The organism is Mesorhizobium sp. M1365, from assembly GCF_040317865.1.
Taxonomy (GTDB): Bacteria; Pseudomonadota; Alphaproteobacteria; order Rhizobiales; family Rhizobiaceae; genus Mesorhizobium.
Genome location: NZ_JAMYLG010000044.1, coordinates 17503 through 41709, shown reverse-complemented (window position 1 = coordinate 41709; position 24207 = coordinate 17503). Strand labels below are relative to the sequence as shown.

Here is a 24207-nt window from a genome sequence, read left to right as displayed (position 1 = left end):
ATCGAAGCAATGGCCTGCGGTACGCCGGTGGTTGCGTTCCGGCGTGGCGCCGTCCCGGAGATCATCGATGACGGTGTGTCCGGATGGATCGTGGATACGGTGGAGGAAGCCGTGGGCGCGCTCCGGCGCATAGACAGCCTCGATCGCGCTCGAGTGCGGCAGACGTTCGAGAAGCGGTTCACGGTCGAGCGCATGTGCAGCGATTATCTGGCACTCTACCGAGCACTCACGAGCGGCACGGCAGACGCAGTTGCCCCCACAAACGAGCTCTCCAGAAATATCGCGATGGTGGCTGTGCCGGGCTGAGGAACCGACTGATCCACATACAGACCACGACGGCGGAGTCCGGGAGCGCCTGCGGGGTCTTGTCGCCGGGCGCGGCGATCGCGCCAGAAGCCTTTGATCAGCAGCAAGCCTTCCCGGGACTAATGCTTTCGCGAGCGGCGTCGTACTGCCGCCCGGTCCGGATTGACGCGCGCTACTTTCGCTGCAAAGGTGCTTTAACGACTTGTTTACCATGCGTCGGTCAGGGGTGGGGGGAATTTGGAACGGTTTCTGGGCGCGAACCGCCTTAATTGGGATGATCGGGCCGAACTGCACTCGACCGACACAACGGGCAGCTACCACATCGAGAATGTGCTGGCCGGCGGATCCAATCTCTATGAGCTGGAAACGCGCGAGCTCGGCGATATCGCCGGCAAGGATATCGTCCACCTGCAGTGTCACATCGGTCTTGACACGATCAGCTTGAAGAATCTCGGCGCAGGCAGCGTGACCGGGCTCGACTTTTCACCGACGGCGATCGTGGCAGCGCGGGATTTTGCTGCGAAGGCAGGCACCGAAGTGCGCTTCGTGGAAGCGCCACTGTTCGAGGCGGTGGAAGCGCTCGGCCGGACCTTTGATATCGCTTACGTTACCTGGGGTTCGGTAAACTGGCTGGACGACGTGTTCCGTTGGGCGCGGGTGGTTGCCGATCTTCTGCGACCCGGCGGCCGCCTCTACATGGCCGAGGGCCATCCATTGCTGTTTCAGTGCGATCGAAAGGCCGCGGCCCTGGAATTGAAGCACGACTGGCGAACGCCGATAGCTCGGCCGCTCGCCTGGAACGAGGAACTGACCTACACCGGCGATGATCGCATCTTGAAGCATCCTCGCTATTATGAATGGATCCACCCGATCAGTGACGTGGTGAATGCGCTGATTTCAGCTGGTCTGACGCTCGATTTTCTCAATGAGCATGACACGGTTTCGTGGCAGCACTTTTCATTTGCCGTGCGGGCCGGCAAGGATATGTACGGCTTGCCGGAGAACTCTCCCAAGATACCGATGGCTTATTCCATTGGCGCGACGAAGCGCAGCGTCGGCAAGATACCATACCTTGTGTCTCCCAAGGCGATTGAGGGGCACTAGTCCAGGTCAACGCTCCAGAGTACTCGGGTCGGAGCGTCGACTTGTGCAATCGCGCTCGCGCTCCTCTATCTTCCGAGCAAGCCAGGTCTAGCTGGCCTCTCTCTCGGTCCGCTTCCACAGACGAGCGCCTTGAGATGAGCAGATCTCCTCGCGAATGGTCGACAGACGCTGGATCGCCGGCGCCAGCGTATCTCAATCAGTGGGACCATGGCAGTGGAAGTCGGCAGCTGGCTCCAACCGCTCGGGCCTGCAACGTCAGCAACGGTCGGAAGTGCAAAAGCTCTAAGGAGCGTGAAGGTCAAATTAAACATTGAAAGCTAATGTTCCTCATCGGGTCGACCCGAAAACCTGAAATGGCACTTGAGGAATCGCCTATTGGCTTTTTTCCGCGCTAGGTTCGGCGGCATCAAGGAGGTCGTCTTTTCGTCGGCAAATATTCCGGCGGCGATCGCGCTTGTCGTCATACTTATCAGCGCTGCGTTCGCGGAGCACCAGAACAAAATCGTCTCGGACCAGGCCGTCCGTGCGGACGTGCTGACCAAGGTCAACCTCATCCGCGCCAAGCTCGAAGGCAATATCAACGGAAACCTTCAACTCGTGCGTGGATTGGTCGCCGCGGTCGTGACCGAGCCCTATATGGGTCAGCAACGCTTCGCCTCGCTCGCGAGCAATCTGTTTGGCGCCGACTCGCAATTGAACAATATTGCCGGCGCGCCCGATCTGGTCGTTTCCCTGATGTACCCGATGGAGGGTAACGAGCAGGCGATGGGCCTGGATTACCGCAAGAACGAGCGACAGCGTGCGGCTGCGCTAAGGGCGCGAGACGAACGCAAGCTGGTGCTTGCCGGTCCCGTCGAGCTGAAGCAGGGAGGACAAGGCTTCATCGGCCGCTTTCCGGTTTTCGTGCGGAGCGCGGGCAATACGGAAAGATTCTGGGGCATCATTTCCGCCGTTGTCGACGTGCAGCGTCTTTATCGGGCGAGCGGGCTGCTTGACGACGATCTCGGGATTGACATAGCGCTGATCGGCAGGGACGCTCTCGGCCAAAATGGAGACCAATTCTACGGTAATGAGCGGATCAGCAAAAGCGATCCGGTGACAGCCGACGTTGTGCTCCCGTCCGGTTCGTGGCAAATCGCGGCCATTCCCAAAAATGGCTGGCCTTCGACGCCAAGCAACGCATGGTTGTTGCGCGCTATCATGGCGACGGCCGGAGCCTTGGTTGTGTTCCCTTTCCTGGTCACAGGCCGCCTGATTGGCGAAAGACAGCGCAATTATGCGGAATTGCGTCGATTGTCACGACGCTTGGAACTCGCCCTGGAAGCGTCGGCTATTGGGGTTTGGGAACACGATCTAGCGACCAACGAGCTTACGTGGGATGATCGCGTCAACGAAATATATGGCAAACCAACCGGCGAGCACCGGGGCTATCCAGACTGGGCGGGAGCAATACACCCAGATGATTTGGCTGGCGCCAACGCGGACTTCGACAGGGCGGTGGCCAGCGGACGACCATATTTGTCGGAGTACCGGATTGTGCGTCAGGATGGCGAGATCCGTCATGTCCGGTCCAAGGCGATCGTTTACCGGGTCGCAAACGACACCCCAAAAATGATCGGCGCGGAATGGGACGTGACTTCCGACGTCCTGCTGAACAAGGATCTGGTTCGTGCAAAACAGCTGTCCGAGTCGAAAAATGCAGAACTCGAGTCAGCCAAAGCGCGCATAGAGCACATCGCGCTTCATGATTCGCTGACCGGCTTGCCCAACCGGCGTTACCTCGACCAGGTACTGGAACATTACGCGGCAAACGCCAGGCGCTCAGGCGGGCACGCGGCACTGCTTCACATAGATCTGGATCGGTTCAAGCACATCAACGATACGCTGGGCCACGCCGCCGGTGACGCGATGTTGGTTCACGCGTCAACCGTGCTCAGGTCGAAGGTCGGCGACGAGGGATTCGTCGCCCGTATCGGGGGAGACGAATTCATCGTTCTGTGCGTGGTGCGCGACGATACCAAGCAGCTGGCGCTGCTCGCCGACCGCGTCATCAGCCAGATGCGCGAACCGGTCTACTATCAGGGTCATCGATGCCGTTTTGGTGTCAGCGTGGGAATCGCTGTCGACAACGGAAAAGATGTCGAAGCCAAACACCTGCTGGTGAACGCCGATATCGCGCTTTACCGAGCAAAGGCGCGGGGGCGCAATCGATACGAATTCTTCACAGACGCGATGCAAAGCGAAATCGTCGATACCAAGCGGATTGCCGACGAAATTCTCGGCGGCCTCGAGCGCAACGAGTTCATCCCGTTCTACCAGCCCCAATTTGACGCAAAGACGCTCGAAATCGTTGGGGTTGAGGCGCTGGCGAGGTGGAAACATCCAATAAAGGGTATTTTGGCGCCCGACGTCTTCCTGAGGATTGCAGAAGAACTGAACGTTGTCTCGATCATCGACCAAGCCATATTGAAGCAATCGCTTTCGGATTTCGAAGCGTGGTCCGCTGCAAAACTTCACATTCCGCGGGTGTCGGTCAATGTCTCGGCCAGGCGCCTTCAGGATGAGGAGCTCATCAAGAGCCTGCGAGAGCAAAATATCAAGAAGGGAACAGTTTCGTTTGAGCTTGTTGAGTCGATTTTCCTGGACGAGAACGACGACCTTGTCACGTGGAACATCGAGCAGATAAAAGAACTGGGGATTGACATCGAAATAGACGATTTTGGTACCGGTTACGCTTCAATGGTCAGTTTGCTGAAGTTGCAGCCGCGCCGGCTGAAGATAGATCGGCAGCTGGTCACCCCAATCGTCAAATCGCCGCAGAGAAGGCAGGTTGTCTCGTCGATCATTGAAATCGGCAAGTCGCTGGGTATCGAGGTCGTGGCGGAAGGCGTCGAGACGATGCAGCATGCACGGCTACTCAAGGGCCTGGGCTGCGACATATTGCAGGGTTATGCCTTCGGCCACGCGTTCGATTCCGAGGGACTTAAGACCTTTGTCCGATCGCGACGCCTGCGCACGGCCAGCTGAGCCTCGGCGCCAGAATTTATCGAGCCGACCGCCTTCACGTTGCGGTACATAGGCGCACAGCGGACAAAGCTGAAGACAACGCCAAACCTCAGATCAGCAGCAGGCCCTTCATGCTGGAGTGGCCTTTCCTGCCGATGATGATGTGGTCGTGAACGGCAATGCCAAGCGGTTTGGCCGTCTCGATGATCAGCTTGGTCATCTCGATGTCGGCGCGCGACGGCGTCGGGTCTCCCGACGGATGGTTGTGCGCCAGAATGATCGCCGTGGCGGAGAGCTCCAAGGCGCGCCTGACCACCTCGCGCGGATAGACCGGTGTGTGGTCGACGGTGCCGACCTGCTGGACTTCGTCGGCGATCAGCGCGTTTTTCTTGTCGAGGAACAGGATGCGGAACTGCTCGCGCTCCTCGAAGGCCATCACCGACCGGCAGTATTCGAGAACCTGCGTCCAGGTCGACAACAGCTCGCGGCCGGCGATCTCGCCGCGCGCCATGCGCTGCGCCGTTGCCGCAACCACCTTGAGGTCGAGCGCCACCGCCGGGCCGATGCCCTTCACCTCCTGCAGGCGCTCGACGGACGCACCGAGGACCTCGGCCAATGTACCGAAGCGTGCCAGCAATGCCTTGGCGACCGGCTTGGTGTCGGCGCGCGGGATCAGCCGGAACAAAAGAAGCTCGAGCAGTTCGTAGTCGGGGAGGGTGTTGGCACCGGCGGCGAAGCGCTCGCGCAGGCGGTCGCGATGGCCGAGATAATGCGGCTTGTCGGCGGCCACCGCCTTCGCGTGGGATCGCACTGGCCTTTCGGGAAAGAAGGCCCGCTCGTTGTCGTTGCCGTTCATGGCTGCCCCACCCAGCATTTGCCGGGCAAGGTAACGCCCGATCTGCCAGACACTAGGCCCGCAGGCCGGGGCGGTCGAGGTTTTTTGGCGACAGCGTGAAGATCTCGCAGCCGGTCTCGGTGACGCCGATCGTGTGCTCGTACTGCGCCGACAGCGAACGGTCGCGCGTCACCGCGGTCCAGCCGTCCGACAGCACTTTCACATGCGGCCGGCCGAGATTGATCATCGGCTCGACGGTGAAGATCATGCCCGGCCGCATCTCGACGCCTTCGCTGGCGCTGCCGTAATGCAGGATATTCGGCGCGTCATGAAACAGCCGGCCAACCCCGTGGCCGCAGAAATCGCGCACCACCGAGCAACGCTCGGCTTCGGCATAGGTCTGGATGGCGGCGCCGATGGCGCCGGTTCGGGCGCCCGGCTTGATTGCCGCGATGCCGCGCATCAGGCACTCATACGTGACTTCGAGCAGCCGCTCCGCGGCACGCTTGATCGTGCCCACCGGATACATGCGCGAGGAGTCGCCATGCCAGCCGTCGAGGATATAGGTGACGTCGATATTGACGATGTCGCCATCCTTCAACGGCTTGTTGTCGGGTATGCCGTGACAGACGACGTGGTTGATCGAGGTGCAGGATGATTTCGTATAGCCACGGTAGTTGAGCGTCGCCGGAAGCGCGCCATGGTCCATCCCGAACTCGAAGACGAAGCGATCAATCGCTTCGGTGGTGACGCCGGGCGCCACAATCGGTACCAGTTCGTCGAGGCAGCGCGCGGTGAGATCGCAAGCCTTGCGCATGCCGACAAAACCTTCCTCGTCGTAAAGACGGATCTGGCCGGTGTTTCTGAGCGGTGCCGTGGCGGCGTCGAGATAGGTGACCATTTTATCCGTCTTGCAGGGATGCGGGGCTGGATGAGCCTCCGCGAGAGAAACCTTCCCAGATTTGGCACTGGAAAGCGCAAGGTTCAAGGACGAACTGCCGGCGACCGCCGAAGACCGGCGATATTCACGCCTGGGGGCATTCTCTTTGCCTCTAACGGCCCATGCTTCGCCAGGTTCATTGACCACCGTAGTGACGACACATTTCTAGGTGAGAAGCGGCCCAAGCATTAAGCCGCCACGGCAATTTTTTGCGACGAACGGCGTTGCTGCGGGGGTGTCAGTTCGGGAGAGATCGAATGGACAGACTGCAATTCGAGGTGCCGGTGCGGATCGCGCCTGTGCCCGGCCAGCCGGTCGAGGAAATCTACAGTGTCGAGCAGGCGCTCGATTTCCTGCAAACGTGGCCGGTTCGCCGGAAGGGACCAACCTATCAGGCCGCGTTCAATGCCTGTTTTGGCGCCACGGTGGACATCGTCGAGACCGAAGACGCATGGCGGGCCTTCATGGCCTTTTGCCGGGTGAGCGGCCTGCTTGCCAGGGACATGATGGTTCCGCGCAAGCGCGGCGGCGAGGCGAGGGGACTGCGGGCTTAGACAGCCTTCGACGTAGTCCTCAGTCGTCTTCGTCTCTTCTTGCCGACATCCCTATCAGAGTGGCGGGCCCAGCAGAGCTGGCGCAGCATCACGCTGGCGATAGACATGTGCCAAGTTGAAATGCTGGTACGCCCAAGGGGAATCGAACCCCTGTTACCGCCGTGAAAGGGCGGTGTCCTGACCGCTAGACGATGGGCGCGCTCAGATGTGAGCGCTTATAGTTGCGTCGCGACAAACCGGCAACCCGTCTGCCGCCGGCTGCGACAACTTTTTTCCTTTGGCTCCAAACCGCGACTTTCCGACAGCCAAGCTGGTTTTTGCGGCATGATGCAACGTCGCCGAGGGGAGCTTCGCAGTGCCGGAAGAACCTCACCCTAGCCGCGCCTGCGGCAGCGCCAGTTCCAGTCGCGCTCGGGGCCGACATCGACATGGACGGATTCGGTGTGGCAGTAGGTGCCGACGCCACCACGGCCCGGCATGGTGCGGATGTAGCTCGCCAGTTCCCATTTCGAGACGCCAGGAACCTGGATGTCGGCGGCGGCGCAGTACATGTGCAGCGAATTCTTTGCGCCGTTGGCGCGGCGGTTGCGGGCCGGATCGCGATAGCCGGAGGTGACCGTCATCTTGCGGCCGTAGTGGCCTTCGATCGTCTTCAGCACGCGAACCAGCGACGGCTTCAAGCAGGCGACATCGACGCTTTCGTTCTGTTTCAGGAGGCCGTTGGGCGCCAGCCGGGCAAGGCCGGCGGCGGAGGCGACCTGGTAGGCGCCACCCGAACCTTCGTCTTCGTTGAGATCGACGTCACTCTCATCGTCGAGGCCGGATTTGCGCTTGATCTCGAACAGCGCCGTCTGTCGCACGCCGGGCAGCGCATCGGCCGTGAAGTGACTGGTATCGCCCGTCGACACCAGCTGCACCGGCTTTTCAGCCGGATTGGCCGAGGCCAGGGTGACGGTAGGTTTTGCCGCAGGCGTCGCCTTGGCCTGCATGACCGTTGGCTGCCCGCCCGCTCTGCTGTTGGCCGGCGAAGAAGGTGCCGCCGAAGCAGGCGTGGCGCTGAACAGTGAGGCCAGGAAGTTTTTCTTCGGCGCGTAGGCCTGTGGCTGCGGCATCTCGCCGGCGGTCACATAAACCGGGTTGGTCATCGCCGGTGCGGCGGCCTTGGCGTCGGGCTTCGATGCATCAGCACTGTTCTGCGCCACGGCCTGTTCGGCTGTCTGGGCGTGTGGTTGCAGCGGTTGCGGCGTGTGTCCCGCGATCGTCTCGGCTGCCGTGGGGACGGCGATCGGGAATCCAGCGTCGAGCTTGGCCCCTGGCTTGGCCACCGGCACATAGGCGACCTGCTCGGGAAGGTTGGCGTCGCCGTCGGCATTCATCGTCATTTGTGCGCTTGTCATCTGCGACGATGATGCGGCCGTGCTGGCCTGGGGCGCACCGGCGGCCGTGCTGATTTCGGTAGCCGAGGTATTGTAGCCTGGCATGCCGACCGACATGGTCGGGTCGCCGGCCGAGGTGCAGGACGCCAGGAGCACCGAGAAAAGCGCCGCCACAATGGCGCGGCTTTCTCCCTTCGCGAGGCGCGATCCTGCTGATCTCAAAACAAAATTCCCCCTCGATATCCGACCGGTTCGTCATTGGCGCGGCGTCCAAACGTCTCGTCGAAATGACCCTTGTTCCCCGAACCGGAAACGAGACCTGTGTCAAATCTGCAAGCCTCAAAGTAATTTGGCGGCTAGAGGATGAATCAAGGCTGCTCAGGGTTGACGGCACCATTTCGCCCGCTTTTGGCGGCGCGTCAACTCACCACACATTACAGATGGTTACACGCGCACCTTGACATAGGTGCCGGGGGCTTCGCCTAGAACTTGCATATGCTCGCCCGGTTTGCGGGCCGGTACGCGGGTATTGTCCTTGGCTTCGATCCAGCGTTGCCAGTGCGGCCACCAGGAACCGGGATGGTCGGTGGCCCCGGCGAGCCACTGGTCGAAGTCGCCGGCCGGCTTGCCGCCGGTCCAGTAGTGATATTTCTGCGCCGCCGGCGGATTGACGACCCCGGCGATGTGGCCGGAGCCGGCCATGACGTAATCGACCTCGCCGCCGAAATATTTCGAGCCGAGGAAGACCGAAAGCGCCGGCGCGATATGGTCCTCCTTAGAGGCGAGGTTGTAGACCGGAATGGTAACGTCCTTCAGCGAAACCGTGCGGCCCGCCAGTTCCATCATGCCTTGCGAAAGCCTGTTCTCGAGATAGCAATTGCGCAAATAGAAGGAATGGTTGGCAGCGCCCATGCGGGTCGAATCGGAATTCCAGTACAGCAGGTCGAAAGGCAGGGGATCCTTGCCGCGCATGTAGTTGTTGACGACATAGGGCCAGATCAGGTCGCCCGAGCGCAGCATGTTGAAGGCGGTCGCCATCTTGGTACCGTCGAGATAGCCTTTCTCGTTCATCGCCTTTTCGACGGCCGCGACCTGCTCCTCGTCGACGAACACTTTTAGATCGCCGGCATAGGTAAAATCGACCTGGGTGGTGAAGAAGGTGGCGGATTTGATGCGGTTGTCGCCTTCCTGCGCCATCAGCGCCAGGGCCGCCGCGAGAAGCGTGCCACCGACGCAATAGCCGATGGCGTTGACTTGCCTTTCGCCGGTGGCCTTCTCGATCGTGTCGAGGCCGTATTGCAGGCCCTCCCTGATATAGGCCTCCCAGCTCTTGGCGCCGTGCCGCTCGTCCGGGTTGATCCAGGAGATGATGAAGACGGTGTGGCCTTGCTCGACTGCCCAGCGAATGAAGGATTTTTGCGGGTTGAGGTCGAGGATGTAGTATTTGTTGATCCATGGCGGGCAGATCAGCAGCGGCCGCTTGAGCACGGTGTCGGTAGTCGGTTCGTATTGCAGGATTTCGGCGACGTCGCTGCGGCCGACCACCTTGCCGGGAGTGGTGGCGAGATTCTTACCGATCTCGAAAAGCGAATAATCGGCCTGCCGCAGCTTCAGGTCGCCCTTGCCGGCGGCAATGTCCTCGGCCAGCATCTTCATGCCGCGCACCAGGTTTTCGCCGTTGGAGGCGACAGTCTCGCGAAACAATTCCGGATTGGTCAGGATGAAATTCGACGGCGAGATGGCATTGGACACCTGCTTGACATAAAAGCCGGCCTTGTGGCGGGTGTGCTCGTCCAGGCCGTCGGCGTGCTCGACCAGTTCGGCCGCCCAGCGCGAGGTGACCAGATACGCCTGTTTGAGGAAATCGAAGAAGGCGTTGCGGCCCCATTCCGGGTCCTGGAAACGCTTGTCACCGCGCTCGGGCTTGACCGCGTCCTCGGCGTCCTCGGCGCCGGCGCCGATGCGCTGGACGGCGTTGGCCCAGACGGTCATGTAGCCGGAAAACAGCCGCGTTTGCGCCTCCAGCGCGCGCTGCGGGTCGGAGAGCCAGTACTCGGTGAGCTTGGAGAACGTCTTCACCATGTCGACGACCGGCTCAGCGACGTGATCGCGCACCTCGCCTTTTTCCCGCGGCTCGGCCCATGCCGAGGCGGCCTTGCCGGCCTGCTCGATCATGCGAGCCATGTTCAGCGCGAAGCGTTCCGGGTCCTTCACCAGATATTGCTCGACGGTCGAAGGTTGGTCATCTTCCGCTTTGCCCGAATCGGGTGTTTTGGACATGGTTCGCGGGGTTCCTCCCGAAGCGTTTTGTTGACATATTACCATGGGATACCGAACAGGGTCCAATGTGCTCTAACCCGGCCGCCAGGAAAACAACATGACGATTAATATTGGCAAGAACGTTTTTTCCGGCACTGGTCGTTTTTGCCGCATGGCGCTCGTCATGTTGGCGATGGCCGGTTGCACGAGCAGCAACATGGAAGGTGCGGCGCCCGCCACCGGCCTTGTCGGCGCGAAGGACACCGGTTCCTATCCGAACCTGAACATCCGGCCGCAGGTGGCGGCCGAGCAATTCACCGACGAGGAAAAGAACGCCAAGCTCGCCCAACTGAAGGCCGAGGAGCAGAGCCAGGCCGCCAAGGGCGGCGGCGTCAAGGTTGCGGACCAGGCAGCGCTGGACCAGCTGGCAAAAAAACACGGCGCCGAGGCGCTGAAGCAGATCGAAGGCAAATGCGACCCCGCTCTCGACCCTAGTTGCAAATAGGCTTATACGCGCGACCGCAACCTCACTGTCTGGAACTGCCATGGAAGAATTTCACAAGGTCCGCCGGCTTCCGCCCTATGTCTTCGAACAGGTCAACCGGCTGAAGGCCAGCGCGCGCTCGCGCGGCGCCGACATCATCGACCTTGGCATGGGCAATCCGGACCTGCCGACGCCCAAGGCCATCGTCGACAAACTCTGCGAGGTGGTACGCGATCCGCGCACGCACCGCTATTCGTCGTCGCGCGGCATTCCGGGCCTGCGTCGTGCCCAGGCCAACTACTATGCCCGCCGCTTCGGTGTGAAGCTCGACCCGGACAGCCAGGTGGTGGCGACGCTCGGCTCGAAGGAGGGCTTCGCCAATATGGCGCAGGCGATCACCGCCCCCGGCGACGTGATCCTTTGCCCTAATCCGACCTATCCGATCCATGCGTTCGGCTTCATCATGTCGGGCGGCGTCATCCGCTCGCTGCAGGTCGAGCCGGACGACGGCTTCATCCCGGCCCTGGAGCGCGGCATCCGCCATTCGATCCCGAAGCCGCTGGCACTGATCCTCAATTATCCGTCCAATCCGACGGCACTGGTCGCTTCGCTCGATTTCTACAAGGAGGTGGTGGCCTTCGCGAGGAAGAACGACATCATCATCCTGTCGGATCTTGCCTATTCGGAGATCTATTTCGACGGCAATCCGCCGCCTTCGGTGCTGCAGGTGCCGGGCGCCATAGACGTCGCCGTCGAGTTCACCTCGATGTCGAAGACCTTTTCGATGCCGGGCTGGCGCATGGGTTTTGCGGTCGGCAATGAACGGCTGATCTCGGCGCTGACGCGAGTGAAATCCTATCTCGACTACGGCGCCTTCACGCCGATCCAGGTGGCGGCGGCGCATGCACTCAACGGCGATGGCGCCGACATCGCGGAAGTGCGCGACGTCTACCGCAAACGCCGCGATGTCATGGTCGACGCTTTCAGCCGCGCCGGCTGGACCATTCCCGCACCGGCGGCATCGATGTTCGCCTGGGCGCCGATCCCGGAGCCGTTCAAGCACCTTGGCTCGCTTGAATTCTCCAAGCTCCTGATCGAGCACGCCGACGTCGCGGTGGCGCCGGGCGTCGGCTTCGGCGAGCATGGCGACGATCACGTGCGCATCGCGCTGGTCGAAAACGAGCACCGGATCCGGCAAGCGGCGCGCAACATCAAGCGCTTCCTCGCATCCAGCGCCAAGCAGCCGAATAACGTCGTACCGCTCGCCGCGCTTCGCTGATCTTCTACACATCGACCGACTGAATGGGGCGTCGCCGGACATGGCTGAAGCGTTGCGTGTTGGAATTGCCGGGCTCGGCACCGTCGGTGCGTCGGTGGCCCGCGTGCTGCGCGACAAGGCGGCTGAACTGACGCGACAGTGCGGACGCGACATCGTCGTGTCGGCGGTTTCGGCCCGCGATCCCAAACGCGACCGCGGCGTTGATCTTGGCACAGCACAGTGGTTCGACGATGCCGTCAAGATGGCGCAGACCGCCGAGATCGATGTCTTCGTCGAGCTGATCGGCGGCGACGAAGGCCCGTCACGCTCGTCCGTCAAAGCGGCGCTCGAGGCCGGCCGCCACGTCGTCACCGCCAACAAGGCACTGCTTGCCAAGCACGGGGTGGCATTGGCCGAGATCGCCGAGAGGAAAGGCGTGCTGCTCAATTACGAGGCGGCGGTGGCCGGCGGCATTCCGGTCATCAAGACGATGCGCGAGGCGATGGCCGGCAATTCGGTGACCCGCGTTTTCGGAATCCTCAACGGTACCTGCAATTATATTTTGACGCGCATGGAAGCCGAGGGCCTGTCCTTTGATGCCTGCCTGAAGGATGCGCAACGGCTGGGCTATGCCGAAGCCGACCCGACCTTCGACATCGAGGGCCACGACACCGCGCACAAGCTGTCGATCCTGACCAGCCTTGCCTTCGGCACGAGGATCGCCGCCAACGATATCTACATGGAAGGCATCTCCAACATCAGCCAGGCCGACATCCGCGCGGCCGGCGATCTCGGCTACCGGATCAAGCTGCTTGGCGTCGCCCAACGCACCGAAAGCGGCATCGAGCAGCGCGTGCACCCGACCATGGTGCCGACGGCCTCGGTCATCGCGCAGGTGCACGGCGTCACCAATGCGGTGGCGATCGAAACCGACATCCTCGGCGAATTGCTGCTTTCCGGCCCTGGCGCCGGCGGCAACGCCACCGCGTCGGCGGTGATCGGCGACATTGCCGACATCGCCAAGAGCCGGCCTGGCTTCCAGCATGGTCCGGTCTTCGGCCGGCCGGCGAAGGAATTGAAGCCTTACAAGAAAGCGCAGATGCGCAGCCATGCCGGCGGCTATTTCATCCGGCTGACCGTGCACGACCGCCTCGGCGTCTTCGCGGCAATAGCCAAGCGCATGGCCGACAACGACATTTCGCTGGAATCGATTGTTCAGCATGCCGCCGGGCCGGAAACCGAGGCACAGAAGACGGTCATCCTGGTGACCCACGAGACGACCGAGGCGGCGGTGCGCAAGGCCGTCGACGGCATCACCAGGGACAGCCTTCTGACCGACAAGCCGCAAGTCATCCGCATCGAGCGGGCCGGATAGCAGTCTCACATTTTGCGTTTAATCGATTGATATTGCTGCGCTTTCAAAAAGGTCCAACGCAGGTCTTGCTGTTGTCACGGGGCTTTGACACAAGAAGCGCGTCTCTGGCGGGAGGCTAAACTGCCAACGAGGATTGTCCATCGATGAATGTGGCCCAGAACATTGTCGCCGGCCTCGACCGGATACTGACCATGGAATTGGTGCGCGTCACCGAACGCGCCGCGGTCGCGGCCGCCAGATTGCGCGGACGCGGCGACGAGAAAGCCGCCGACCAGGTCGCGGTCGATGCCATGCGGCAGGAGCTCAACCGTCTTGCCATCAACGGCACGGTGGTGATCGGCGAAGGCGAGCGCGACGAGGCGCCGATGCTTTATATCGGCGAAGAGGTCGGTACCGGCCAAGGCCCGGCTGTCGACATCGCGCTTGATCCGCTCGAAGGCACGACGATCTGCGCCAAGAACCTGCCCAACGCACTGGCCGTTATCGCCATTGCCGAAAAAGGCAGCCTTTTGTTCGCGCCGGACGTCTATATGGACAAGATCGCGATCGGTCCGGGTTATGCCGACGGCATCATCGACATCGATGCCTCGCCGGCCGAAAACATCGCCAGCCTCGCCAGGGCCAAGGGCGTGCCGGTGGCGGAGATCACCGCCTGTATTCTCGACCGGCCACGCCATGGCGCGTTGATCGAAGCCGTGCGGGCGACCGGAGCCGCGATCCGTCTGATCGGCGACGGTGATGTCGCCGGGGTCATCCATACCACCGACCCGGACGAGACCGGCATCGACATCTATCTCGGCACCGGAGGCGCGCCCGAAGGCGTGCTCGCAGCTGCCGCCTTGCGCTGCACCGGTGGCCAGATGCAGGGCAGGTTGATCTTCGATACGCCGGAAAAGCTGGCGCGCGCCGCGAAGATGGGGATCTCCGACCCAAAACGGATCTACCACACGCAAGACATGGCACGCGGCGACGCGCTGTTTGCCGCGACCGGCGTCACCGACGGCAATATGCTGGCCGGCGTCAAGTTCGGCCGCAATTTCATCACCACGCATACGATCGTGCTGCGCTCGTCATCGCGAACCGTGCGCGAGATCAAGGCCAGGCACCAGGATCTGGAAAAGTTTTGATTTCGACTCAGTTAGCCGTTGCATATTGTGCGCAATGACAAATTGCAGACGGCGCGTCACGTGACGGGGGAAAGACGCTTTTTCCTCGATGTCAGGCAATCGGCCACCGGCGTTTCCTGGGAACACCGGCTGACCGAGCGCCAGGACATGGCCGCGCTCGCCATCGCGCAAGGTTATGGCGTGCCCGACATCGTGGCGCGCGTGCTGGCCGGGCGCGGCGTCACCGCCGATCAGACCGAGCGGTTTCTGGATCCGACCATCCGCAATCTGCTGCCCGACCCGGCATCGCTGACCGACATGGACAGGGCCGCCGCTCGCATCGCCCAGGCGGTGATGGCCAGGGAAAAAGTGGCGATCTTTGGCGACTACGATGTCGACGGCGCCGCCTCGTCGGCGCTGCTCAAGCGCTTTCTCGCATATTTCTCGGTGGCGTCGGAGATCTACATACCGGACCGCATCTTCGAGGGTTACGGCCCCAATCCGGAAGCGATGCGCGAACTCGTCTCGCGCGGCGCGACGCTGATCGTCACCGTCGATTGCGGCACCAACAGTGCTGCTTCCATCGACGCCGCAAAGGCCGCCGGCGCCGACGTCGTGGTGCTCGATCACCATCAGGTCGGCGGGCCGCTGCCGGCGGCGGCTGCGGTCGTCAACCCAAATCGCGAGGACGACCTTTCCGGCCAAGGTCATCTTTGTGCGGCCGGTGTCGTCTTCCTTTGCCTGGTGCAGACCGCGAAGATCCTGCGCGGCCGCTTGCCGGATGCCGCACCGCCGGACCTGCTTGGCCTGCTCGACCTAGTGGCGCTGGGCACAGTCTGCGACGTGGTGCCGCTCACCGGCGTCAACCGCGCCTTCGTGGTCAAGGGGCTGCAGGTGGCGCGGCAGCAGAGAAACGAAGGGCTGGCGGCGTTGGCGCGGGTCTCGCGTATAGGCGAGCCGATCAGCACGTTCCATCTGGCCTTTCTGATCGGCCCGCGCATCAACGCCGGCGGGCGCATCGGCGACGCAGCACTTGGCAGCCGCCTGCTTGCAACCGACGACCCGGTCGAAGCCCGCACCATCGCCGAGACGCTGGATCGGCTCAACCAGGAGCGGCAGTCGATGGAGCAGGAGATGCTGGCCGCCGCGCGCTCAGAGGCCGATGCCGAGCTTGCCGGCGGCAATGGTCCGGCCATCGTGGTCACAGCCAGCAGCAACTGGCATCCGGGCATTGTCGGCCTGCTTGCCTCGCGGCTCAAGGACCATGCGCGCCGGCCCGCATTTGCCATCGCCTTCAACGCCAATGGTGTCGGTACCGGTTCAGGCCGTTCAGTGTCTGGCTTCGACCTCGGCCGGCTGGTGCGCGAGGCTGCCGATGCCGGACTTATCGTCAAGGGCGGCGGCCACGGAATGGCGGCCGGCATCACTGTCGAGCGGGCGAAGCTCGGCGAACTCAGGGCTTTCTTCGAAGAGCGCGCGGCGGTGGATGTGTTCCGCCTGCAAGGCGAGGAGAGCCTGGCGATCGACGGCGCGCTTGCCGCCGAGGGCGCGACGCTTGCGCTGCTCGATGCGCTTGAGAGGGCAGGGCCGTTCGGCGCCGGGCATGTTGCGCCGGTGTTCGCGCTGCCGCGCCACCGGCTTGTCGATGCGCGGGCGGTCGGCAGCAACCACATCCGCGCCGACCTGCAGTCGGAAAGCGGCGGCCGCATCCAGGCGATCGCCTTTCGCGCGGTCGACACGGCTCTTGGCGAATTCCTGTTCAAGAACAGGGGTAAGCCGGTGCATGTCGCCGGCTCGCTGTCGGGCAACCACTGGAACGGCAACCGCACGGTGCAGTTCCGCATCGTCGACGCGGCGCTTGCCTGAGAGCTCGCTGCCGCCCTGCCTAAGCGAGGACGGTCTGCAGCCGGGTCAGGTCGCCGATCTGCGCCATCGTTGCCTGGTAGCCGATACGGATCGCTTCGTCGGCGCGGTGGAATTCGGTCAGGCCGATATGGCTGAGCTTCGGCTGCAGCGATATGTCCGGCGGGTCGCCGGCCAGCCTGGCGCGCGAAATGCGGTCCTGGATGATGTTAAAGGCCTCGACCATGACGCCAGTAATGCCGAGCCGCGTCTCGCGCGACTGGCGTTCTGGATCGGCGTGGCCGGCCCTCGGCGCGTCTTTCTCGATGACCAGCTCGCCGGCATTGTGCTTGATCACCGCGGCGCGGCCGAACAGATCGTAGTGAAGGTTCACCGCAACCACGAGCGGCTGCTCGTAGGCACGGCAGACCGAGACCGGCACCGGATTGACCAGTGCGCCGTCAACCAGCACACGCCCATTGCAGGCGACCGGCTCGAACACGCCGGGCAGCGCGTAGGAGGCGCGCATTGCGGTGCTCAACGAGCCGCTCGACAGCCAGATCTCATGGCCGGTGCGGATTTCCGAAGCGACGCAGACGAATGGTTTTGGCAGGTCCTCGAAGCGGATGCCGGCTATGTGCTCGCGCAGCCGCGCATCGAGCTTCATGCCACCGAACAGGCCGCTGCCGCGTAGATTGAGGTCGAGAAGGCCAAAAATGCGCCGCCTGGTCAGGCTGCGCGCGAATTCTTCCAACTCGTCGAGCTTGCCGGCAACATAGCAGCCGCCGACCAGGGCGCCGATCGAGGTGCCGGCGATCATCGACACTTCGATGCCGGCTTCATCAAGCGCGCGCAGCACGCCGATATGCGCCCAGCCGCGCGCACAGCCGCCACCCAATGCCAGCGAAATCCCAGTTTTGCCCGGAGATTTGGTTTCGGATGCGCCCGCGGCCGAGGAGAGGCCATTGGCCTCCCGAACGTCAGGTCTGTTGCGCAATGACGCCCAGTCGAGCATCACAATCTCCCTTGTCCCACGGTCATCCTATAGGCGGGCCGTATCGAAATCATGAATATACGTGGCTGAAGTGCTGCGAATGGTTCATATTGATGGTGTATTGGGCTTTCGATAGGTTTTTTCCGCATCGAACAGCGGCTTGCTGCCGTCGCTGGCAAGCGTCCCTTTGCCATCGCTCAGCCCCACCGTCCGATAAAAGCATGAACGTCGGCCGGTGTGACAAGTTGCTTGGTGACCCAGCATTTTGACGCGCAACCATATCGCGTCCTGGTCACAATCCGTGAGCATCTCGACGACCTGCTGGACATTGCCCGAGGTTTCGCCCTTCTTCCACAGCGCGTTGCGCGAACGCGACCAGTAGTGCGCGATGCCGGTCTCGAGCGTCAGCGCCAGCGCCTCGGCATTCATATGCGCGACCATCAGCAGCATGCCGTCTTCGGCATCGGTGACCACGACAGTGACGAGGCCGGCAGCATCGAAGCGCGGTGAAAGGACCGCGCCTTCCTCGAGTGCCTTCTTGTCTGTTGGAGCTTTCGGGAATTCCAATGCCGACATTCGCCGGTCCTTATCTAGCGAAGCCGGCAGGCCGATCAGATCCTGCCGCCGCGCACCATGGTGACGAAGCGGACCTGCTCTTCGGGTGTGTCCTTGAAGACGCCGGTGAAGGTTGAGGTCAGCGTGGTGGAGCCCTGCTTGCGGATGCCGCGCATGGCCATGCACATATGCTCGGCCTCAAGCATAACGGCCACACCGCGCGGATTGAGCACGTCCTGGATGACGCCGGCAATCTGCGCGGTCATCGCTTCCTGGGTCTGCAAGCGATGGGCGAAGATGTCGACGACACGGGCTATCTTGGACAGGCCGACAACCTTGCCGTCAGGCAGATAGCCGACATGCGCCTTGCCGATGATCGGCACCATGTGATGCTCGCAATGCGAGTGGAAGGATATGTCCTTGACGAGAACGAGGTCGTCATAGCCGGCAACTTCCTCAAAGGTGCGGCCAAGTTCCTCGGCTGGGCACATATCATAACCGTTGAACATTTCGCTGAACGCCTTGGTGACGCGCTTCGGCGTGTCGATCAGGCCCTCGCGGTCAGGGTTGTCGCCGGTCCAGCGCAACAAGGTGCGCACAGCGGCTTCGACTTCGGCCTCGCTCGGCCGGTCGGTGACCGGCTTTTCCATATAGGCAGACCGCGGCATGAGCTTCTTGATAACGGCGTCCATAAAGGCGTCTCCCGTAGTTCCTCTCTCAGGAGGAACGAGTTGAACGGACCACGACCTTTCGGGTGTCAGAAACTCGCCCGGTTTCCAGCCCGTAAGTGGCGTGAACAGAATTGGGTATGACGAGGTTTGTGGTCGCCTTGTCGATACCCGACTACCGCCATTATATATGTTCGTGCCGAGCGAAAGGAAGACGCCAGAGCGGCAATGACTGTTCGCTGGGCGGCGACGGATTGGAAAAATATGATCGACGATGTCTACAATGCGAAAATTCTGGGTTTTGCCGGAAACATCGCACGGATCGGCCGGCTCGACCGGCCCGACGCAACCGCACGAGCACATTCCAAGCTGTGCGGCTCGACGGTGACCGTCGATCTGAAGATGGATGATGGCGTCGTCAGCGATTTCGCGCATGACGTGAAGGCCTGTGCGCTTGGCCAGGCGTCGTCGTCGATCATGGCGCAGCATGTCGTCGGCGCCAGCGCCGAAGAATTGCGCAGCGTGCGCGAGACGATGCTGAAGATGCTGAAGGAAAACGGCCCGCCGCCCGAAGGCCGCTTCGCCGACCTGAAATACCTGGAACCGGTGCGCGACTACAAGGCGCGCCACGCCTCGACCATGCTGACCTTCGACGCAGTGGTCGACGCCATCGGCCAGATCGAGAAGAAGCGGGCGGAAGAGGCAGCTTAAACCTTGGCGAGAAAACGCCGGCTTTCGGCGAATTCCGCCCGGACCCAGTCGGCAAAAGCCCTGGCTGGCTCGGAAAGGTCATTCAGCCTTCTGGCCACTAGCCAATAGGCGCCCGACGCGACGTCGATGTCGAAAGGCTTGATCAGCGCGCCGGACGCAAGTTCTTCGCCGATCTGCAATAGATCGCCCAGCGCGACACCATGTCCAAGCAAGGCTGCCTGCTTCGAAAGCGAAGCATCGGCCAGCATCGGGCCGCGCGCAGGCACGGCATCAGCCGTCACGCCCGCCGCTTCGAACCAGCGCGCCCAAGCCTGACGGTTTTCTTCGTGCAGCAATGTATAGCGACCAAGGTCGATCGGCTTTTCCAGAGCTGGGCCGGATGCAAGAAGTGCCGGCGACAGAACTGGGGAATCGACGACCGCGGCAAGCTGTTCGGCTTCGCTGCGTGGCCATGAGGTGGCGTGCGCACTGAAACGCAGGGCAAGTTCGGGCTGATCGCTGCGAAACTCTATCAATCTCGGGTCGACCTCAAGGGAAACGTCGATGTCGGGTCGCAACTCGCGAAAGCGGTTGAGCCGCGGCACCAGCCATACGGATGCAAGCGATGGCTCGACGCTGACACGCACCACGGACTGCGTCGGGGCCGCCGTCAATTCCGAAAGCAGCCTGTCGATGCCCTCGAAACTTCTGACCAACTGGTCGAGCAGCCGCTGGCCGGTGTCGGTTAACTCGACGCGGCGATGATGGCGGAAGAACAAAGGTTGGCGCAGGAAGGTTTCGAGCTCGCGGATCTGTCGGCTGATCGCCGCCTGCGAAACATAAAGCTCCTCGGCCGCACGGCTGAAGCTCAGGTGACGACCGGCTGCTTCGAAGCTTCTCAGAGCCGTCAGGGGGAGGTGTCCGCGCTTCATTCGCATAACTCAGAGTTATCTGACGTGGACGTTATACTCGTTTGAAGAGCAAGGCCAGCGGCGCTCTAATCGGTGCTCAAGGAGTGCCGCCATGATCCAGTTTCTCAACATTCTGGGCGATGTGATGCGGATCGCGACGTTTCAATGGTACGACGAGAAACCGCATAGGGATTGGTGCGAGGAGAGGCCGCCGACCAGCGTCGCCGTATGCCGAAGGCCGACGCCCGACCGCTATCCGGTTCGCCCTACCAGGCCATGACGGGATTGCCGGAACGGCATTGCGTTCCTGGCCCGATGCGCACATCTATCGCGTAGGGAAACGCGATGTGGAGACTGCGGTGGTCGGCCAACATCGGCATGCGCACGGCGCCAGGCCGATTCGACAAGGACGCAACTGGTCCGGCCCGTGGCGCAAGACGCCGGGCCGCGTCTTCGGCACGTCGCTTGTCCGACTTTACCAGCTGACGCTGTCCGGCTTCGTCGGCAATTCCTGCCGGCATCTGCCGACCTGTTCCGAATACGCGTACGAAGCGATCGCCCGCCACGGGCTGTGGGCCGGCGGCTGGATGGGGTTTTTCCGGGTGCTGCGCTGCGGACCGTTCGGCACGCACGGCATCGACCGGGTGCCTGAGGCACTGGCTGATCGCTACCTCTGGTTCACGCCATGGCGGTACTGGCGGATCGGGAAAAAACGTGGCGACCTGGACAGTTGACCGCAACTGTGCGGTGCACAGAGGGGTCGCTTTTTACGATCTGGTAGGGTTAACCGCAGCTTGCGCTGACATAGCGCATTTGAGACAAAATCGAGACAAGACACCTCGCTAAGCCGCTCCTGACACCCTTCAGGAGAGATTACCAAATGCGCCGGATAGACCGACTTCCCTTCATTTTCGCCGTGGTTCTCTATGTCCTGGCGTGGCTGGTGGGTTTTCCGATCCGTGCGCAATCGGCGCCGCTCGGGGACGTCGAATGCACGCTGATCGTCGACGCCGCAAGCGGCGAGACGCTGTATCGCCAAGGGACCTGCGATCAGCGCTTCAGCCCCGCCTCGACATTCAAGGTTCCGCTGGCGCTGATCGGCTATGATGCTGGAATCCTGAGCGACGAGCATACGCCAAGCTGGGAGTACAAGGCGGAGTTCAATGCCCCGAAACGGGACCGCAAGACCGTCGACCCGACGATCTGGGAAAGGGATTCGGTCCTTTGGTTCTCACGCGAGATTACGCGCCGGCTCGGCAGCAAACAGTTTGCCGGCTATGTGTCCAGATTGGACTATGGCAACACCGAAGTCTCCGGCACTGCCGGCAAGAATGACGGCCTCACCCATTCCTGGGTGAATTCTTCGCTCAAGATATCGCCGGTCGAGCAGGTCGATTTCCTGCGCAAGCTGCTGGCGCGAAAACTGCCGGTTTCGGACAAGGCCCATGCGATGACCAGCGCGATTGTCCCGACCTTCCGGGCAGGCGGCTGGACGGTGCAGGGCAAGACCGGAACGACCAGGCTCGGCGACAGCGCCGACAAGCGCTCGCTTGGCTGGTTTGTCGGCTGGGCGCAGACCGATGCTCGCAAGATCGTCTTTGCCCGCCTGGTAGTCGATACGAAACGTTCCGACACGCCAAAGGGACTCAAGACGCGGGCGATGTTCCTGAAAGATCTGCCGAATCTCCTCAGGTGACCTACATCCGGCTTTACGGCGCCGAAAACTGCCCATAAAAGACCGCTCGCCGCCGGACGCATCCGGCTCTTACTGATGCATGTCGTAGCGCCAAAACCGCTAAGCAGTCTTGGGCGACATGCATTTTACCACCCGCGCTCGTTTGCGGGACTGGATAGGAGAATCTTATGCTGAATTCCGTTTCCCTGACATTTCCCGATGGTTCCGTTCGCGATTACGACGCGGCGATGACCGGCGCCGCCCTGGCGGAATCGATCTCGAAGTCGCTGGCCAAGAAGGCCGTTGCCTATTCGATCGACGGCACGCTGCGCGATCTTTCCGACCCGATCGGCAGATCGGGCAAAGTCGAGATCATCACCCGCGAGGACCCGCGTGCGCTGGAGCTCATCCGCCACGATGCAGCCCATGTGCTGGCCGAAGCCGTGCAGGAACTTTGGCCGGGAACGCAGGTGACCATCGGGCCGGTGATCGAAAACGGGTTCTACTACGATTTTGCCCGCAACGAGCCGTTCACGCCCGACGATTTCCCGGTGATCGAGAAGAAGATGCGCGAGATCATTGCACGCAACAAGCCGTTCACCAAGGAGGTCTGGTCGCGCGAAAAGGCGAAAAGGATCTTTGCCGACAAGGGCGAGCGCTACAAGCTCGAGTTGATCGACGCCATTGCCGAGGACCAGGATCTCAAGATCTATGCACAGGGCGACTGGTTCGACCTCTGCCGCGGCCCGCATATGGCCGCGACCGGCCAGATCGGCAGCGCCTTCAAGCTGATGAAGGTCGCCGGCGCCTATTGGCGCGGCGACAGCAACAATCCGATGCTGACCCGCATTTACGGCACGGCCTGGGCCGATCAGGCGCAGCTCGAAGCCTATCAGACGATGCTGGAGGAGGCCGAGAAGCGCGACCACAGGAAGCTCGGCCGTGAGATGGACCTGTTCCACTTCCAGGAGGAGGGCCCCGGGGTCGTCTTCTGGCACGCCAAGGGCTGGAGGATGTTCCAGAACCTGGTCAATTACATGCGTCGCCGCCTCGACGAGCAGGGCTATCAGGAAGTCAACGCGCCGCAGGTGCTCGACAAGAGCCTGTGGGAGACGTCAGGCCACTGGGGCTGGTACCGGGACAACATGTTCAAGGTGACCGTTGCTGGCGACGACACCGACGACGACCGGGTGTTTGCGCTGAAGCCGATGAACTGCCCCGGTCACGTCCAAATCTTCAAGCATGGGCTGAAATCCTACCGCGATCTGCCGGTAAAACTTGCGGAATTCGGCAATGTGCATCGCTATGAGCCGTCCGGCGCGCTGCACGGGCTGATGCGCGTGCGCGGCTTTACCCAGGATGATGCGCACATCTTCTGCACCGAGGAACAGCTCGCCGACGAGTGCATCAAGATCAACGATCTGATCCTCTCGACCTATGCCGATTTCGGCTTCGACGAAATCACCGTCAAGCTGGCGACCCGCCCCGGAAAACGGGTCGGCACCGACGCGATGTGGGATCATGCCGAGGGCGTGCTGCAGGACGTGCTCGACAAGATCGCGGCGCGGTCGGGCAACCGGATCAAGACGGGCGTCAATCCGGGCGAGGGCACGTTCTACGGGCCGAAGTTCGAATATGTGCTGAAGGACGCCATCGGCCGAGACTGGCAATGCGGCACCACGCAGGTTGATTTCAACCTGCCTGAACGGTTCGGCGCCTTCTACATCGGCTCGGATTCGGAAAAGAAGCAGCCGGTGATGGTGCATCGCGCCATCTGCGGCTCGATGGAGCGGTTTCTCGGCATCCTGATCGAGAATTATTCCGGCCATTTCCCGCTCTGGTTCGCGCCGCTGCAGGTGGTGGTGGCGACGATCACTTCCGATGCCGACGATTACGCCCAGAAGGTCGTTGCGCAGCTGAAGGCGGCGGGGCTGATCGCCGAAGCCGATCTGCGCAACGAGAAGATCAACTACAAGGTCCGCGAGCATTCGCTGGCCAAGGTGCCGGTCATCCTCGTCTGCGGCAAGCGCGAGGCCGAGGAAGAAACGGTCAATATCCGTCGTCTCGGGTCGCGTGACCAGGAATCACTCGGCCTCGCAGCCGCCGTGAGGCTGCTTGCCGACGAGGCGGTGACACCCGACCGCAAGCGCCGCGCGGCCTGAACCAGTCGACGAGCAATGAATGGCGGTGGAGCGATCGACCGCCATTTTTATATTTTGTATGCCTGTCACGCCGCACGCCTATCTGGCAAATCGATCGACGTGCGCGT

22 protein-coding genes and 1 tRNA gene are annotated in these 24207 nt (G+C 62.0%); 14 read left to right on the top strand and 9 right to left on the bottom strand.

From position 1 onward, the window contains the following. From NKH04_RS28475 to NKH04_RS28465, 3 genes are all read left to right on the top strand, one after another. Nucleotides 1–306: glycosyltransferase (locus NKH04_RS28475; RefSeq protein ID WP_353045325.1), on the top strand; the 306-nt coding region annotated here is incomplete at its 5' end. A gap of 237 nt (nucleotides 307–543) precedes the next feature. Continuing rightward, entirely contained in the window at nucleotides 544–1410 is an 867-nt protein-coding gene (locus NKH04_RS28470; RefSeq protein ID WP_352540670.1) for a class I SAM-dependent methyltransferase, read from the top strand. Between the two features lie 447 nt (nucleotides 1411–1857). Further along, nucleotides 1858–4437, top strand: coding sequence for a bifunctional diguanylate cyclase/phosphodiesterase (locus NKH04_RS28465; RefSeq protein ID WP_352923045.1), 2580 nt, complete (start codon nucleotides 1858–1860; stop codon nucleotides 4435–4437). 88 nt (nucleotides 4438–4525) lie between these two features. On the opposite strand, the gene radC is transcribed toward NKH04_RS28465, so the two are convergent. Both radC and map read right to left on the bottom strand, forming a co-directional pair. Beyond that, complete coding sequence (radC, locus tag NKH04_RS28460; RefSeq protein ID WP_352923039.1) at nucleotides 4526–5272, bottom strand: RadC family protein; 747 nt, start codon at nucleotides 5270–5272, stop codon at nucleotides 4526–4528. Nucleotides 5273–5324: 52 nt separating this feature from the next. Further along, nucleotides 5325–6152: a type I methionyl aminopeptidase gene (gene map / locus NKH04_RS28455; RefSeq protein WP_352451363.1), complete on the bottom strand. Its 828-nt coding sequence runs from the start codon at nucleotides 6150–6152 to the stop codon at nucleotides 5325–5327. 296 nt (nucleotides 6153–6448) lie between these two features. Here map and NKH04_RS28450 point away from each other — a divergent pair, with 296 nt between their 5' ends. Continuing rightward, a complete protein-coding gene (locus NKH04_RS28450) occupies nucleotides 6449–6745 on the top strand; it encodes a DUF982 domain-containing protein (protein ID WP_023678889.1) in 297 nt (98 codons plus the stop codon). Nucleotides 6746–6869: 124 nt separating this feature from the next. On the opposite strand, the gene NKH04_RS28445 is transcribed toward NKH04_RS28450, so the two are convergent. The 3 genes from NKH04_RS28445 to phaC all read right to left on the bottom strand — a co-directional run bounded on the left by NKH04_RS28445 (nucleotide 6870) and on the right by phaC (nucleotide 10401). After that, nucleotides 6870–6944: transfer RNA gene (locus NKH04_RS28445), tRNA-Glu, on the bottom strand. A 175-nt stretch (nucleotides 6945–7119) separates the two neighbouring features. After that, complete coding sequence (locus NKH04_RS28440) at nucleotides 7120–8295, bottom strand: YcbK family protein (RefSeq protein ID WP_352970762.1); 1176 nt, start codon at nucleotides 8293–8295, stop codon at nucleotides 7120–7122. A 270-nt stretch (nucleotides 8296–8565) separates the two neighbouring features. Continuing rightward, nucleotides 8566–10401 carry a class I poly(R)-hydroxyalkanoic acid synthase gene (gene phaC, locus NKH04_RS28435; RefSeq protein ID WP_353045324.1) on the bottom strand — a complete coding sequence of 612 codons (1836 nt, stop codon included), beginning with the start codon at nucleotides 10399–10401 and terminating at the stop codon, nucleotides 8566–8568. 97 nt (nucleotides 10402–10498) lie between these two features. On the opposite strand from phaC, the gene NKH04_RS28430 reads away from it, so the two are divergent. The 5 genes from NKH04_RS28430 (at nucleotide 10499) to recJ (ending at nucleotide 16469) form a co-directional block, all read left to right on the top strand. Continuing rightward, complete coding sequence (locus tag NKH04_RS28430; RefSeq protein WP_352614042.1) at nucleotides 10499–10885, top strand: hypothetical protein; 387 nt, start codon at nucleotides 10499–10501, stop codon at nucleotides 10883–10885. A gap of 40 nt (nucleotides 10886–10925) precedes the next feature. After that, nucleotides 10926–12143: an LL-diaminopimelate aminotransferase gene (locus NKH04_RS28425; RefSeq protein WP_352970766.1), complete on the top strand. Its 1218-nt coding sequence runs from the start codon at nucleotides 10926–10928 to the stop codon at nucleotides 12141–12143. A gap of 40 nt (nucleotides 12144–12183) precedes the next feature. Continuing rightward, on the top strand, nucleotides 12184–13497 hold the full coding sequence (locus NKH04_RS28420) for a homoserine dehydrogenase (protein WP_352500850.1): 1314 nt from the start codon (nucleotides 12184–12186) through the stop codon (nucleotides 13495–13497). 143 nt (nucleotides 13498–13640) lie between these two features. Further along, the gene (glpX, locus tag NKH04_RS28415; RefSeq protein ID WP_352970768.1) at nucleotides 13641–14624 is read left to right on the top strand and encodes a class II fructose-bisphosphatase; all 984 of its coding nucleotides are present in this window, start codon (nucleotides 13641–13643) and stop codon (nucleotides 14622–14624) included. A 60-nt stretch (nucleotides 14625–14684) separates the two neighbouring features. Next, a complete protein-coding gene (gene recJ, locus NKH04_RS28410) occupies nucleotides 14685–16469 on the top strand; it encodes a single-stranded-DNA-specific exonuclease RecJ (RefSeq protein WP_352970770.1) in 1785 nt (594 codons plus the stop codon). Between the two features lie 19 nt (nucleotides 16470–16488). Here the strand turns inward: recJ and NKH04_RS28405 are convergent, their stop codons facing one another. The 3 genes from NKH04_RS28405 to folE all read right to left on the bottom strand — a co-directional run bounded on the left by NKH04_RS28405 (nucleotide 16489) and on the right by folE (nucleotide 18686). Next, the gene (locus NKH04_RS28405; protein ID WP_023678882.1) at nucleotides 16489–17460 is read right to left on the bottom strand and encodes a patatin family protein; all 972 of its coding nucleotides are present in this window, start codon (nucleotides 17458–17460) and stop codon (nucleotides 16489–16491) included. Nucleotides 17461–17544: 84 nt separating this feature from the next. Then, on the bottom strand, nucleotides 17545–18015 hold the full coding sequence (gene hisI / locus NKH04_RS28400; protein ID WP_352473912.1) for a phosphoribosyl-AMP cyclohydrolase: 471 nt from the start codon (nucleotides 18013–18015) through the stop codon (nucleotides 17545–17547). 35 nt (nucleotides 18016–18050) lie between these two features. Continuing rightward, nucleotides 18051–18686 (bottom strand): GTP cyclohydrolase I FolE, encoded by a 636-nt coding sequence (folE, locus tag NKH04_RS28395; RefSeq protein WP_352466975.1) that lies wholly within the window; start codon nucleotides 18684–18686, stop codon nucleotides 18051–18053. Nucleotides 18687–18926: 240 nt separating this feature from the next. On the opposite strand from folE, the gene NKH04_RS28390 reads away from it, so the two are divergent. Continuing rightward, nucleotides 18927–19373, top strand: a complete 447-nt coding sequence (locus NKH04_RS28390) for an iron-sulfur cluster assembly scaffold protein (RefSeq protein WP_023678879.1) — start codon at nucleotides 18927–18929, stop codon at nucleotides 19371–19373. On the opposite strand, the gene NKH04_RS28385 is transcribed toward NKH04_RS28390, so the two are convergent. Continuing rightward, nucleotides 19370–20284: a LysR substrate-binding domain-containing protein gene (locus tag NKH04_RS28385; RefSeq protein WP_352500847.1), complete on the bottom strand. Its 915-nt coding sequence runs from the start codon at nucleotides 20282–20284 to the stop codon at nucleotides 19370–19372. The genes NKH04_RS28390 and NKH04_RS28385 overlap by 4 nt on opposite strands. 91 nt (nucleotides 20285–20375) lie before the next feature. Here NKH04_RS28385 and NKH04_RS28380 point away from each other — a divergent pair, with 91 nt between their 5' ends. From NKH04_RS28380 to thrS, 4 genes are all read left to right on the top strand, one after another. Beyond that, nucleotides 20376–20543 carry a hypothetical protein gene (locus NKH04_RS28380; RefSeq protein ID WP_352473909.1) on the top strand — a complete coding sequence of 56 codons (168 nt, stop codon included), beginning with the start codon at nucleotides 20376–20378 and terminating at the stop codon, nucleotides 20541–20543. Nucleotides 20544–20610: 67 nt separating this feature from the next. Continuing rightward, a complete protein-coding gene (gene yidD, locus NKH04_RS28375; protein ID WP_502904284.1) occupies nucleotides 20611–20997 on the top strand; it encodes a membrane protein insertion efficiency factor YidD in 387 nt (128 codons plus the stop codon). A gap of 146 nt (nucleotides 20998–21143) precedes the next feature. Next, the gene (blaOXA, locus tag NKH04_RS28370; RefSeq protein ID WP_352816783.1) at nucleotides 21144–21959 is read left to right on the top strand and encodes a class D beta-lactamase; all 816 of its coding nucleotides are present in this window, start codon (nucleotides 21144–21146) and stop codon (nucleotides 21957–21959) included. 167 nt (nucleotides 21960–22126) lie between these two features. After that, complete coding sequence (gene thrS / locus NKH04_RS28365; RefSeq protein ID WP_353045323.1) at nucleotides 22127–24100, top strand: threonine--tRNA ligase; 1974 nt, start codon at nucleotides 22127–22129, stop codon at nucleotides 24098–24100. The last annotated feature ends 107 nt before the right edge of the window (nucleotides 24101–24207 follow it).